The sequence below is a fragment of the Mesorhizobium sp. WSM4841 genome (assembly GCF_055811515.1).
Map to the genome: position 1 here is coordinate 31390 of NZ_JBVVQC010000027.1, position 13257 is coordinate 44646.

At 58.4% G+C, this 13257-nt stretch carries 11 protein-coding genes and 1 pseudogene; 6 read left to right on the plus strand and 6 right to left on the minus strand.

Annotation, left to right across the window (positions count from 1 at the left end; genetic code table 11):
* Nucleotides 1-173 precede the first annotated feature (173 nt).
* The 5 genes from AC0L14_RS25640 (at nt 174) to AC0L14_RS25660 (ending at nt 6732) form a co-directional block, all read left to right on the plus strand.
* Nucleotides 174-1394 carry an ATP-grasp domain-containing protein gene (locus tag AC0L14_RS25640; protein WP_473751138.1) on the plus strand — a complete coding sequence of 407 codons (1221 nt, stop codon included), beginning with the start codon at nt 174-176 and terminating at the stop codon, nt 1392-1394.
* A 645-nt stretch (nt 1395-2039) separates the two neighbouring features.
* Entirely contained in the window at nt 2040-2762 is a 723-nt protein-coding gene (locus AC0L14_RS25645) for a M24 family metallopeptidase (protein ID WP_473751139.1), read from the plus strand.
* Between the two features lie 793 nt (nt 2763-3555).
* Nucleotides 3556-4728: a M20 aminoacylase family protein gene (locus AC0L14_RS25650; RefSeq protein WP_473751140.1), complete on the plus strand. Its 1173-nt coding sequence runs from the start codon at nt 3556-3558 to the stop codon at nt 4726-4728.
* Between the two features lie 83 nt (nt 4729-4811).
* Nucleotides 4812-5015, plus strand: a complete 204-nt coding sequence (locus AC0L14_RS25655) for a hypothetical protein (protein WP_473751141.1) — start codon at nt 4812-4814, stop codon at nt 5013-5015.
* A 91-nt stretch (nt 5016-5106) separates the two neighbouring features.
* The gene (locus AC0L14_RS25660) at nt 5107-6732 is read left to right on the plus strand and encodes a serine hydrolase domain-containing protein (protein ID WP_473751142.1); all 1626 of its coding nucleotides are present in this window, start codon (nt 5107-5109) and stop codon (nt 6730-6732) included.
* Nucleotides 6733-6835: 103 nt separating this feature from the next.
* On the opposite strand, the gene AC0L14_RS25665 is transcribed toward AC0L14_RS25660, so the two are convergent.
* From AC0L14_RS25665 to AC0L14_RS25675, 3 genes and pseudogenes are all read right to left on the minus strand, one after another.
* A complete protein-coding gene (locus tag AC0L14_RS25665; RefSeq protein ID WP_473751191.1) occupies nt 6836-7129 on the minus strand; it encodes an ATP-binding protein in 294 nt (97 codons plus the stop codon).
* A complete protein-coding gene (locus AC0L14_RS25670; protein ID WP_473751192.1) occupies nt 7123-7329 on the minus strand; it encodes an ATP-binding protein in 207 nt (68 codons plus the stop codon). The genes AC0L14_RS25665 and AC0L14_RS25670 overlap by 7 nt, the downstream gene beginning before the upstream one ends.
* Before the next feature lie 289 nt (nt 7330-7618).
* Nucleotides 7619-8604, minus strand: a pseudogene (locus AC0L14_RS25675) (Mu transposase domain-containing protein); the annotation flags it as partial.
* Nucleotides 8605-9255: 651 nt separating this feature from the next.
* On the opposite strand from AC0L14_RS25675, the gene AC0L14_RS25680 reads away from it, so the two are divergent.
* The gene (locus AC0L14_RS25680) at nt 9256-10434 is read left to right on the plus strand and encodes a M24 family metallopeptidase (RefSeq protein ID WP_473751143.1); all 1179 of its coding nucleotides are present in this window, start codon (nt 9256-9258) and stop codon (nt 10432-10434) included.
* A gap of 547 nt (nt 10435-10981) precedes the next feature.
* Here AC0L14_RS25680 and ehuA read toward each other — a convergent pair.
* The 3 genes from ehuA to ehuC all read right to left on the minus strand — a co-directional run bounded on the left by ehuA (nt 10982) and on the right by ehuC (nt 13201).
* On the minus strand, nt 10982-11758 hold the full coding sequence (gene ehuA, locus AC0L14_RS25685) for an ectoine/hydroxyectoine ABC transporter ATP-binding protein EhuA (protein WP_473751193.1): 777 nt from the start codon (nt 11756-11758) through the stop codon (nt 10982-10984).
* A gap of 106 nt (nt 11759-11864) precedes the next feature.
* Nucleotides 11865-12533: an ectoine/hydroxyectoine ABC transporter permease subunit EhuD gene (gene ehuD, locus AC0L14_RS25690; protein WP_473751144.1), complete on the minus strand. Its 669-nt coding sequence runs from the start codon at nt 12531-12533 to the stop codon at nt 11865-11867.
* Nucleotides 12530-13201: an ectoine/hydroxyectoine ABC transporter permease subunit EhuC gene (gene ehuC / locus AC0L14_RS25695; protein WP_473751145.1), complete on the minus strand. Its 672-nt coding sequence runs from the start codon at nt 13199-13201 to the stop codon at nt 12530-12532. Before ehuC ends, ehuD begins: the two co-directional genes overlap by 4 nt.
* Nucleotides 13202-13257: the final 56 nt, after the last annotated feature.

Sequence of the window (13257 nt, forward strand, 5' to 3'; positions counted from 1 at the left end):
AGCTTCCTTGGGCGAAGCCCAACCGTTGCAGATCCTTTGCATAAGTATACACAATCTTTGCAACTGCAAATCGTCAACGATGCTACATCACTTCCGATGTCAGGCACAGCTGAACGGGCGGGTGCCGATTTTTGCTCCTGTAGGTAGGAGGCAACACGACGAGGAGACAGCCAATGGCAAGAAACGCGCTCATCCTGATCGAAGGTCACAGGCGCAATGGTCCGCTCTACGTCCAAGCGGCTCAGCGTCTTGGTCTTCATCCAATTACCCTGTCAACCGATCCAGCTCAGTACGAATATCTTGCGGCGGAAGGCATAGAGGCAATTCGTGTTGATACAGACAATCTCGATGCGCTGATTCGCGAATGTTCCCGGCTCCGAGCTACGTATGGCATTGCCGGCATTACCGGCTTTGCCGGCCACGACGAGTCGGTCTCTGCGACAGTTGGTAAGCTTTGCCGGCATTTCGATCTACCGGGACCGAACCCCGAATCCATCGAACAATGTTGCGACAAATTCACTCAACGTCAGCTCCTCGCGGAGGCCGGCATTCCAATACCAGCTTATCGGTTGGCAACGAATGCGGCGGAGGTAGAAAGCTCTGCTGCCGAGATCGGCCTGCCGGTGATTGTTAAGCCGGCCGTAGGCAGTGGCAGCATGGGCGTCCGATTGTGCCGCAGCACCGATGAGTTGGCCGAACATACTGCCTATCTGTTGGACGGAAAGCACATATGGCGCTCTCCGCCGAAGGTACTGGTGGAAGAATTCGCACAAGGCCCCTTGTATAGCGCCGAAATAATGGGAAAGGAGGTCGTTGCAATTGGCACCTGGGAGTTAGGCCCTCCACCGCATTTCGTCTTTCGTGGGGGCACCTACCCGGCACTGCTGAGTGATGACGAGCATGAGCCTATCGCCGATGCTTCGCTGAGCTGTTTGCTAGCTCTCGGCCTTGGCTGGGGGCCAACGGGCATTGAATTCCGGTGGACGAAGCGTGGCCCAGTCGTCATTGAAGTCAATCCGCGGCTTCATGGCGGGACCACTCCCCAACTGATTCAGCTGGCTTACGGTATCGATCTCATCACCGAACACATCAAGCTTGCAATCGGCGAGGAATGGGATTTGCGCAGAAGGCATTCGAATACTGCGGCCGCGCGGTTTCTGGCTCCTGATCGCAATGGCACTCTCGATTGGATCGATGGCGACAGTCGGGCAGCCGCAGTATCAGGTGTCGCCGAGGTCAAATTCTATGTTGGACCTAAGACACCGATCGTCAGGCAAGGCGATTACCGAGACAGGATTGGACATATCATCGCTGCTTCACCGAGCCATGCTGAGACGGAGGCTGTACTGCAGCGTGCCGTCGACTTAATCGGTTGGTCGATAACACCACCGTGATGGTTTTCTTGGCGCGAGTCGACTGCACAGCCTGAATTAGACTACTTTGTAGCCCCATAATTCAACGGTAATCTCCAATTCTCCATAGAATTCAGAAACCTTGAATTTGCGTTTGCTTAGGCAGCATCGCCCGTGACACGGCGACGGCTGCCGCGGCACTCGGCCTCAGGCTCGCCTCACTGCCGTGCGCGACGCAACGGCATATCCGCGGCACTGTGAAAACGCTGAAACGGACTAACTCCGAAAGTTATTCTGCCCGACGCCGACTGTGTGACCCTGTTCGCCGAAATAGCTCGACGACTACCACGAAATGTCCAGCCGCACTCCGGCTTCCGCTTCGTCTCACCACACGAGTTCAGAGACCGCTGGTGCCTTATGCAACCCGCTGCCTGTCTCGGTTCGAACGAGGGGGCCGCTCCATTAAGCTTGCTGGAAAGTTCCTCCAATACCAATTTGTTGAGGTTGGCGGACTACGAACCTTGCCTGCGCCGTCTGCAGGGGCATCCCAGCGCCGATACACTGTCCTAAGCGACGGCAGATCGATCGGCAGGGATGCGGGCTCTAGGTTTTTCCAGCAGCCCTAAAATCGCCCACTATGAAAAGATCCGAGAAGGACTTCAGAGCGCGAGAGTCCAGGACGGATCGATGATCGTCGAAAGCGTACGGGTGGTAAAGTCGGACCTGGAAATCGAATATATTCGTCAGGCTGCCCGGATCGTTGAAGCGGGTATGGAGGCTGGCATAAACCAGATCCACGTCGGCGCGAGCGAGAAGGATATCGCTGCCGAAATTCAGCGCGTCGTGACAAGCATCGGAAGCGAATATCCGGGTTATCCGCCGTTTGTTGCGTCAGGCGTTCGTACCAGCTACGCCCATGCAACATGGGCTGGCCGGAAAATTCAAGAAGGCGACCCGATTTTGTTGGAGCCATCGGGTACTGTCCGTCGCTACAGTGCGGCCCTCATGCGCACTATTGTCGTCAAACCGGTTAGCCGCGAATTACAGCGCATGGAGGATGTGTCCCGCAAAGCGCTGGAGAACATGCTCGAGGCCATCCGGCCTGGGCGCCCCTTGGAGGAAGTTTGGAAGGTTTGGTCGAACACCGTCACGGACGGCGGCTATGAGGGACGATTCAAGAGAACGGGCTACTCGATCGGAGTATGCTTTCCGCCGGATTGGGGCGAGGGTCATATCCTTTCCTTTAAGCGTGGAGAAACCCGAGAGCTGCTTCCAAATATGACCTTCCACATTCCTTCTCTGGTCAAGGTGTTCGGTTTTGCCGACGTAGGGACAAGTGAGACGATCCGGGTGACTGAAGGGGGATGTGAAATACTGACGAACTTCAAGCGTGAACTTCATGTTCGGTGATCGGCAGTGGGAAGGATCCACCAGTATTTTAATGACGGGGAGCGGAGATCGTCCTAATAGCAAGTCAAAAAGCGGCCTAACCTTGCTCTCCACAGCAAGGTCCGCGTCTTCGCTGGCGGACAATCGAGGCTCCCTGCACGGCGCCATGGAGAATCGGGCACATACATGGCGAGGATCATGGGTCCTGGACGGATGGCGGTAGGTGCATGGAAGCGATGCGAGCGATAGTTAACGAGCGCCATTAGCTTCATAGAAGGCGTAGACGAGATAGCGGACGGTCTTGGTTAAGGAGAGCTGCGGAGGTCGGCCATCGCCGCATGTGACGAGCTCGTATGACACCGGCGTCCAGCCTGGCCATGGGGGGAGGCGGTACTTGATGCCTGGCTGCAGGCCGCCGCGAGCGGAAACCGCTGGCCACGAACGCGTCGAGGTTTCGAAACCCAGGGTGCGCGACGAGTTCTCGTCGATTTGAGATCGTGGCCGTCGCCTCACCCCTCGTGGCACTACCTACGAGTGGGGCGCTCACCGCGCTTCGCGGGATGCACCACGGCGACGTCCACGCCGGCCTGGCGCGGGCATGGTGGCGGTCGATCTTTGAAAGCCTGGCCCGGGGGGTAAGCACACTGCCATCGCCGGATGGTTCAGTCCTTTGCCGGGTGATCCAGTAAGACCAATGTAACGAAAGCCATCAGAGCCGTGCATCTGGATCCTAGATAGGTCCTGGCAATATTCCATATTTGACCTCCCTGCTCGGGGAGTCCCACTGTCTGCCGTGCGTCATCGGAGGTTTTAGATGCCCATTGTCAATCGCGTTGCTGATCTGCACCAAGACATCATGGGATGGCGGCGGGATATTCATGAACATCCCGAGCTTCTGTACGATGTTCATCGAACCTCTGCGCTTGTTGCAACTCGGCTGCGTGAGTTCGGCTGTAACGAAGTTGTGGAAGGGATTGGGCGGACGGGTGTCGTCGGTGTGATCAAAGGGCAACTGGCGAACGGCTCGGGCCGATCTCCAGCAATTGGCCTGAGGGCGGATATGGATGCGCTACCCATCCTGGAGGCTACCGGCCTGCCTTATTCCTCCAAGACACCTGGGAAGATGCATGCCTGCGGCCATGACGGTCACACGGCGATGTTGCTGGGTGCTGCTCGCTACCTTGCCGAGACGCGAAATTTCGCAGGAAATGCCGTGTTTATTTTTCAACCAGCCGAAGAAGAGGAAGCAGGCGCAGCCGCAATGATCGAGGACGGGCTAATGGAACGCTTCGATCTGTCCGAGGTTTTCGGGATGCACAATTGGCCCGGCATTCCGGTGGGGACGTTTAGCATTCGGCCAGGTTCCATGATGGCTGCTTACAATGTCATCGAGATCAAAATTGAAGGGCGTGGCGGACATGCATCTTCGCCCCACGACTGCATCGATCCTGTTCTTGCCGGTGCCCAACTTATTACAGCGCTGCAGCAAATCGTGGCACGGAATGTAGACCCTCAAGAACCAGCGGGAGTCTCAATCTCCGAATTTCATGCGGGCTCCACACCAGGCGTTATCCCTCAATCAGCCATTCTGCGGGGAACAATCCGCTCACTTTCGTCTGAAGTACATGAACTTATTAGGGCGCGCTTGCGCGAAATCGTTTCCGGGGTGTCTCAGATGACCGGTGCTCAGATCGGATTGTCGTTCATAGGCGGGGCTCCTGAGACGTTTAACCATGCCGAGCAGACCGAAATGGCGGCAATGGTCGCGAAGGACCTAGTTGGGGAAGCCAATGTCCAAACGACCAGGCCGATTATGGCAGCGGAGGACTTTGGCTACATGCTGAATGCCCTTCCGGGCGCTTACATACTTTGTGGAAACGGCGACAGTGCCGGATTGCATCATCCAGCTTACGACTTCAACGACGATGCCATCTTGTATGGGACATCCTTCTGGATCCGACTTGTCGAGACAAGGCTCGCGCCGTGACTAATCGCGGTATCCATCGCGTTTGTACGATCTGGTATGGAGTCGAGAGTTTGGCGAGCCGCTGCGGTGACCACAGCATACCAATGCCGGACCATTACGCCAACGATGTGGCTGATCCGCGTCTCGGTCGTTACGATCGTCAGCAACATCCGGCAAACCAAACCACTCACAAAAACTACCTGCATGTCGCGCCCAGCTTATGGCAAGCGCCGCCTCTTGTGCGTATTCACCGTGAATTCGCTGATTTCCTGCGTCGACAGAGGTTGATCGGCGACATCGGCCAATAGAAGCTGTTAAAATTCGCGGCGCGGCCAGCGGGTGCTACGTTCCGGATGCGTGAAATCGGACCTGACGCGAATAATTTGCTGAGGAATATTGATGAGCGAAAACCAAATACCGGCACTCGACGACAATTGCGATTCGAGCGCAGCTCTGTCCCTTCGAATCGATGCGTTGTTTGCCTCTTGGGCTAAGCCGAATTCCCCCGGCGCCGTGGTGGCCGTGCGGCGGGACGGGCGCGAGATTCATCGTGGTTACTACGGCTTGGCCCATTTGCCGCATAGCATTCCGCTGTGGGGACACAGCGTTATACGCATCGGTTCGCAGACCAAGCAGTTCACGGTGCTGCTGGCCATGATGCTGGAGACTGAGGGTAAGTTGTCGCTTCAGGATGACGTACGGCGACACCTGCCCTGGCTGCCAGAATTCCCGCGCACGGTAACTTTGCAGCACCTAGCCGCCAACGTTTCGGGCCTGCGCGATTACTTCGAGATCATGGCGTTGGTTGGCCAATCGCCATTGTCGCCGACGCCGGTCGCGCTGCAGCTCCGGATGTTGCGCGAGCATTCTGCGGTGAATTTCCCGGCCGGCGATGATCTAAGCTACTCGAATACCGGGTTCCTGCTGCTCCAACAGGTGATCGAGCAGGTCTCCGGCCGCAGTTACAACGAGCTTCTGCACGACAGGATCACCGGTCCCCTCGGCATGCGCCATACCCGGATGATGAAGCATGACGACGAAATTCTTCCCAACCTTGCCGACCACCATACCAGAGGGCCAGACGGTACATGGCGCCGCGCCTTTTGGTCTGGCTACGAAGCGAACGGCGATGGCGGCATAGTCTCGACGCTCGACGATATGCTGATCTGGCTGACCAACTTGAACGATCCGAAGGTAGGCGCGGTGGAGTTGGCGCGGATGGCCCAATCCGGCGCTATGGTGAATGGGCGTCCGAGCCCCTATGGGCTCGGCCTGTACATGAGCACCTATCGAGGTTATCGCAGCATCGGCCATGGTGGGACGATGGCAGGGGCTAAGTCGGAGGGGGTACGCTTCCCCGATTTGGGCCTCGACATTCTAATCCTTGCGAATACCGACGAAATCGCGCCCTTTCTTATGGCTCGGCGCATCGTCGACGCGGTGCTCGGGTTGCCGTCTGGTCCTCCATGTTCCACGGAAGCCGGTGCACGCTTTGCAGCCGCTACAGGCCTTTATCACGACGAGACGACGGATGACGTCTTCGCAATTGCCCTCAAGAACGGTGTTCCCGTGGTGGGCGGCGATGAGATGGAGGAGGTGGAGCCGGGAGTGTTCGAACGGTCACTGCAGCGCAGCGTAGGCTCGCTTCGCCTCATACCGCGGCCGGATGGTGATATCGATGGCGACTGGTTCGGTCGCAAGCGGCGCTATCGCCGTCTCGACGATGTGGCCCCGGCCGTGCCCGCTAACGCCACTGGCCGCTACGGCGACCCCACCCTGGCGCTAGAAGCCGAGATCGTGCTTGAGGCAGATGCGGCCCGGCTTCGCATCCGCTCTTCCTTCTCTCAGCTCGAAGCGGTGCTCCATCCGGTGGCGCCTGGTCTGCTGATGGTTCAGCCGGTATCGGAGGCGAAGGTACCGGAGTCCGAACCGCCGACGTGGCGCTGGGTCGTACGGGTGCTCCCAGATTCGATCCTGATCAATGGCGGCCGCATAATGGGCCTGAGGCTGCCACGCCTCCACTGAGGAACGAACGGACCATGCCGGTCGTAGATCACCTCCTCGACCATGTCCGGACGCCGGTTGCACTAAGCCGTCGGTGGAGCGCAGTATTGTGCCACCGCAACCTCTAGCCATGTCTCGCGAAGTGAGGATTTGACCCCCTTCTATTCGGTTTGCGTTTCCTTGGTCTCGAGCGACGCTTTTCGCGAAGCCGGTAGCTGTCACAACGGATGGTGATCACTGTCGAATGATGAAGCAGACGATCAAGGATCGCGGTTGCCACGCTGCCCCATTCGCCTACCGAGCGGCTGGAGGTAATCAGGATCGATCCTCCCTCATAACGCCGCGACACCAGCTGGAAGAACAGATGTGCGGCACTGGCCTCGAACGGGAGATAGCCGAGCTCGTCGATGATCAGCAGTTTTCGGCCGCGACAGGGTCGTCAGCTGCTTTTCGAGTGAACCTCGCATGGGCCTTGGCCAGCATCGCCACGACCGTGGCCGCCGTGACGAACTGGACGCTATGGTTCTGCCGGATCGCCTCGCGCCCGAGAGCCACCGCCAGATGTGTCTTGCCCGTACCCGGAGGTCCAAGGAACAGGACCGTGTCGCCATAGGCAATCCAGCGGCAGGCCGCAAGCTACCGGATCTGGCGCCGGATCCAGCGACGGCTGCGCGTCGAAGTCGGAGCCGTCCAGTTCGCGCACAAACGGGAACTGCGCGATCTTGCCTGCAATGGATCCGCCGCTCGTCGCGCCGCGCGATCTCGCACGTCACCGGGAAGGCCAAAGCTTCGCGCAGTCATTTCCGAAAGCGCCGCTTCATCCAGCAGCGTGTCGGGTTGGTCCCGGATCGCAGCCAGCTTCAGCGGTCGAGCTGAGCCACGAGCATCTCGTGATCGACAGCCGCCATCACCAACCTCCTCCAACCAGCGCCTCATATTCGGCCAGCGGCCGCAACAGAGCGGAAGGCGCAACGATCTCCGCCGGCGCCGATCGTGCCGGCGCAGCAGCGCCGACCACGCCGGCATGACGCACGATAACGGTGCCGCCCAGCACCACGACCTGGACGCTCTCCCCCATCAGCCGACAGGGAACCGAGTAACTGGTCGTGTCAAGGTCGATTGCGCAGTCCGCCTGGACCTTGCGCACGAGGTCCCGCAGCTGCCCGAACGGCGCCCGTCCGCCGAGAGGGCGAAGTGTCCCCGCCTCTTCGGCAAAGCGTTCCGCAGGAGCCACGCCGGTCGTGCCATGCATACGCTGATCGGCAATCTCGCGCGTCCACCGGCGCCTCGAACGCCGCCCAATTCTCGGCCCGGCGGTCAACAATTGCACTGCGCTCGACGTGGCTGACCCCGCGTTCGCCCTTCCCCTTCTTACGCGCCTCGTAGGGCGCACAAGCCCGCGGCGTAAATCCCAGTAGCGGGCAGAGGCGTGCAGCTGCGCGTTGAACCACACCTCCCGCGTCGTTGCATCGTGATGTTCGAGCAACGCGTTCGGATTGTCGAACAGCTTTTCCGTTGGAAGCGAGGAAAGCTCCTCCGTCCCCTCGAACCAGTCCACCTGGCGCTCACGAAGCGAGGGACGGATATGCTGCCGACCCAAGTAACCCAGCGTTGCCGCAAACAGGTGCGGCCGAACACGCTCGTCGCCGATGCACACCCGCGTGTCGCCAAAGTCGATCTGCATCTGACATCCCGGCGCCGTCTCAACCAAACTGTCGCGCGCTTCTGCGCCTTCAACTCCCAACGCCAATGCTGCACCCGAAGCTCCACCGAACGAACCCCATGACGATCCCATGTTACGCTGCCAGTTCCTGGCGCACCACGTCGGTGTTGCGCCACGGCAAAAGAAGCGCTCCCCCGCGTCCCATCGTTCAACCCGTCAAACGCGGTCTGCGACGGCCAAAGTAGCGCGAAAACTTCGCCACCGTGTGCACGTAGGATCGCTGCGTGGCCGGCGACAGATTGCGGATCGTCATGTCTTCGATCGTGCGCCGCGGAGTGGGCTTAACTCGGCAATCTTTGTTGCTCCTGTTGTCAAGATTGCTAACCGCAATCCTTTACAACAGAAGCTTCAACCGCAAACCCACGCACCAAGTGCCGCGTCAGCGACTTCGTTCAAACGCATCCGCTGCCCTGGGCCGACTGATCCAACGATCGCTGGCTGCTTGAGGAGCCAACCGGCAACATCCCCGGGACCGAAGCCGAGGAGGGCTACTGAGCCATGCTGCAAGAGTTGGCCACGGCAGCGTGCCGCAAGTAAATGGCGTCCGCCAAATCCGGGGTGGCTACCAAAGCGTATTAGGTCAACGCCTCCACGGCGGCTTTCATGGCGAGGCTTCACCGGGGCGAAGCGACTGGCAAGGATCAAAGAAGTCGATGCAGCCGACTCGAGGGGACATGTTGTGCACATAACTCCCAAAAACGCTGGTTTCCTGCAGTCTGAGCGGATACTTCGCACCATCCAACTTATAGGACCTTGCTACCTTTCCGGATATGTAGATCGAGCACCACGGAATGTCCCCTCGGGGACCAAGGATGGACTAGATGAAAGTTTCAGGCATCGACAACGCCGTTATCGAAAAAGATCTTGCATTTCCGGTCTCGGAGTTTGAGCGACGCCTGAAAACTGTTCGACAGGAGATTACGAATAGAGGATTGGACCTGCTGATTGTCAGTATCCCCGAAAACATATATTACCTTAGCGGGTACCACACACTAGGCTATCCAGCTATCCAGTTCTTGCTGGTGCCAAGCAACGGCGAGCTGCATATTGTGACTCGCGCCATCGAGCAGACTAACGTTAAAGCGTATTCGTGGCTCACCAAAAGCTCCAGCTACATGGACCACGAATCGCCGATCGAGGTCCTCGTGGAAACGATTGGAAACATGGGCTACGCCAACTCCATCATTGGCATCGAGAAAACCGGTTGGTTCTTGACAATTGCCCACTATGAAAAGATCCGAGAAGGACTTCAGAGCGCGAGAGTCCAGGACGGATCGATGATCGTCGAAAGCGTACGGGTGGTAAAGTCGGACCTGGAAATCGAATATATTCGTCAGGCTGCCCGGATCGTTGAAGCGGGTATGGAGGCTGGCATAAACCAGATCCACGTCGGCGCGAGCGAGAAGGATATCGCTGCCGAAATTCAGCGCGTCGTGACAAGCATCGGAAGCGAATATCCGGGTTATCCGCCGTTTGTTGCGTCAGGCGTTCGTACCAGCTACGCCCATGCAACATGGGCTGGCCGGAAAATTCAAGAAGGCGACCCGATTTTGTTGGAGCCATCGGGTACTGTCCGTCGCTACAGTGCGGCCCTCATGCGCACTATTGTCGTCAAACCGGTTAGCCGCGAATTACAGCGCATGGAGGATGTGTCCCGCAAAGCGCTGGAGAACATGCTCGAGGCCATCCGGCCTGGGCGCCCCTTGGAGGAAGTTTGGAAGGTTTGGTCGAACACCGTCACGGACGGCGGCTATGAGGGACGATTCAAGAGAACGGGCTACTCGATCGGAGTATGCTTTCCGCCGGATTGGGGCGAGGGTCATATCCTTTCCTTTAAGCGTGGAGAAACCCGAGAGCTGCTTCCAAATATGACCTTCCACATTCCTTCTCTGGTCAAGGTGTTCGGTTTTGCCGACGTAGGGACAAGTGAGACGATCCGGGTGACTGAAGGGGGATGTGAAATACTGACGAACTTCAAGCGTGAACTTCATGTTCGGTGATCGGCAGTGGGAAGGATCCACCAGTATTTTAATGACGGGGAGCGGAGATCGTCCTAATAGCAAGTCAAAAAGCGGCCTAACCTTGCTCTCCACAGCAAGGTCCGCGTCTTCGCTGGCGGACAATCGAGGCTCCCTGCACGGCGCCATGGAGAATCGGGCACATACATGGCAATGATGAAGAAGATGCGATGGCGCAGCTTTTGCCGTCGGGCTAGCTCGACGGCTGAAAACCACTGGCGGTGGCGCCTCAACAAAGGCACAGGGGGCAAGGCAGTGAGACACCATTCCCCCAGGATTTACTACGGTCGAACTTTGCACAACTTCTGCGCGAACGTTCCTCGGCATTCTTCATCGCCGATACCGAACCAGGGTGGTCATCTACAGGACCAAGCCCGCAACAGGCAAACCATCAGCCCGGCAGCAACGATACGGTTCTCGGGCTGGCCAGGGAGGTGGGTGAGAGATTCATACGCGTCAACTCCGCCGGATGACCCTTGCAGAGTACGGCCGACTTGGTGTCCTCCGCAGGGCGGAAAACTCCTTGTATCTACCGTGCCTCCAGCACGGCACTGAGGAACTGACGCGTTCGTTCGTTCTGCGGGTTGCCCAAGAGCTGGTCGGGCGAGCCCTGCTCGACGATCTTGCCGCCGTAAAAGAAACAGACGCGGTCGGAGAATTCCTTAGCGAAGCCCATTTGGTGCGTAACCATCAACATCGTCAGATCGTGCTCAGCGCCGAGCTTGCGAATGACGTTGAGCACCTCCCCGACCAGCTCCGGGTCGAGCGCCGAGGTCACCTCGTCGAACAGCATCACCTTGGGCCGCATGGCGAGCGCACGGGCGATCGCCACGCGCTGCTTCTGCCCGCCGGAAAGCTGGATAGGGAAGTGATTCTTTTTGTCGCCGAGTCCGACCATGTCGAGCAGTTCAGCCGCTCGGGCCTCAGCCTCTTGTTTAGAGAGCCGAAGCACGGACATCGGTGCCTCCATGCAGTTCTGCAGCGCCGTCAAGTGTGGGAACAGATTGAAGTGCTGAAAGACCATTCCGATCTTGCCGCGCACGCGCCTAAGATGCCGCTCGCTTGCCGGCACCATCTGGCCTTTCTTCTGCATGTGCGTAAGCGGCTCTCCATCGACCCAGATCACCCCTCCCTGGATTCGTTCCAGCGTCATAAGCATGCGCAGCACTGTGGTCTTGCCAGAGCCCGAAGGGCCGATGATGCAAACCTTCTCGTTACGGGCGATATCGAGATGGAGCTCGTCCAGCACGGTTAGCGCGCCATAGCGTTTTGTGACCTTCTCAAATCGGACTATGGGCTCACTCATGGCTTTTTCGTTGCACGCGAGATCGATATTGTCCAGCGCTCGCGGCGCCCTATGGGGTTTTGCAGAATTATCGAGGCGGGTCATGTGTTCGTTCATTACGGAGCTCTCACTGCAGATGGTAGCGGCGGTTGAGACAGACGCTCACCGATTGCACGATCACGGACGCGACCAATGTGAAGACTAGGTAGAAGAGGCCGGCCATAGTAATCGCCTCAATGTAGCGATAGTTGTTACTACCGAAAATCTTAGCTTGCTGCAGCATCTCCAAGATCGCAATGGATGCCAGGATAGGCGTTGACTTGAACATGCCGATGAAGTAGTTGCCCAATGCTGGCACGACCGGCGGGATTGCCTGCGGCAGTATGATCCCGCTCCAAGTCTGCCGCCGCGATAGGTTAAGCGCTGTGCAGGCTTCCCACTGGCCTTCATGCACCGCCAGAATCCCGGCACGATACACCTCCGAGCAATAAGCTGCGTAGTGAATTCCGAGCGCGCCGATCCCGCAGATCCAGGCGGGGATGATGATGCCGAACTGGGGACCAACGAAATAGACGAAGAACACCTGCAGCAGCAAGGGCGTGGAGCGGATGAATTCCACGATCTCCGCCATGGATCGGGACACGTAGCGGTTAGGAGACTGGCGGATCAGCGCGAAGACGAGGCCAAGCACCAGCGCGAGTGCGAATCCGAACAGCGTGGCCTGAACCGTGACGAGGGCTCCGTGATAAAGATACGGCATCGCCTCCCAGACATAAGACCAATCCCAGAGGTTCACGCCAACACCTCCCGCACGAAGCCACGCGAGAAGTGACGCTCCAGCAAGCTCACGAAGGGCGTGATGAGTGCGCGCGCGATGACATAGTAGCCGAACAGCGCCACCGCGAAAAACAGCAGGTAGTTGCCGGTGGCGTCGCCTGCAATCTTGGCGGCGCTGGTGAACTCGGTGATGGTGATGAAGAAGACGAGCGAGGTACCCTTGAGCACATCGATCAGCAGATTGCCCCAAGGTGGTAGCATCGCCCGGAGGGCCTGAGGCAGTACTATGCGACGCATCATAGTGAGCCGCGAGAGGTTTAACGCGGTGCTCGCTTCATACTGGCCACGATCGATACTCTGGATGGCGCCCCGCACCACTTCGGCGCCATAGCCGGAAATGCACAATCCGATCCCGACGATGGCGACGGTCCACGAAGAGAGGGTAACGCCGAAGATCGGCAGCACGAAGAACCACCAGTAGAGCTGCACGAGCTGCGACGTTCCGCGGAAGAATTCTATATAAGCGATCGCCACCCAGCGCAGCGGCCAAAGGGTAGAGACCCGGATCAGGCCGACGATCAGGCCGAGGATAATAGCCACCAGAGATGCCGCGATTGTTATGACTATGGTGACCAGGATGCCGTTGGCCAGCGCCGCCACGCTGAAACCGAGCGCAAAATCGTTCATGTTTGCCTTTCCAGCTGGGCCCCGGCCATCAAGGCCAGGAGCGCGGTCGGTCGTGG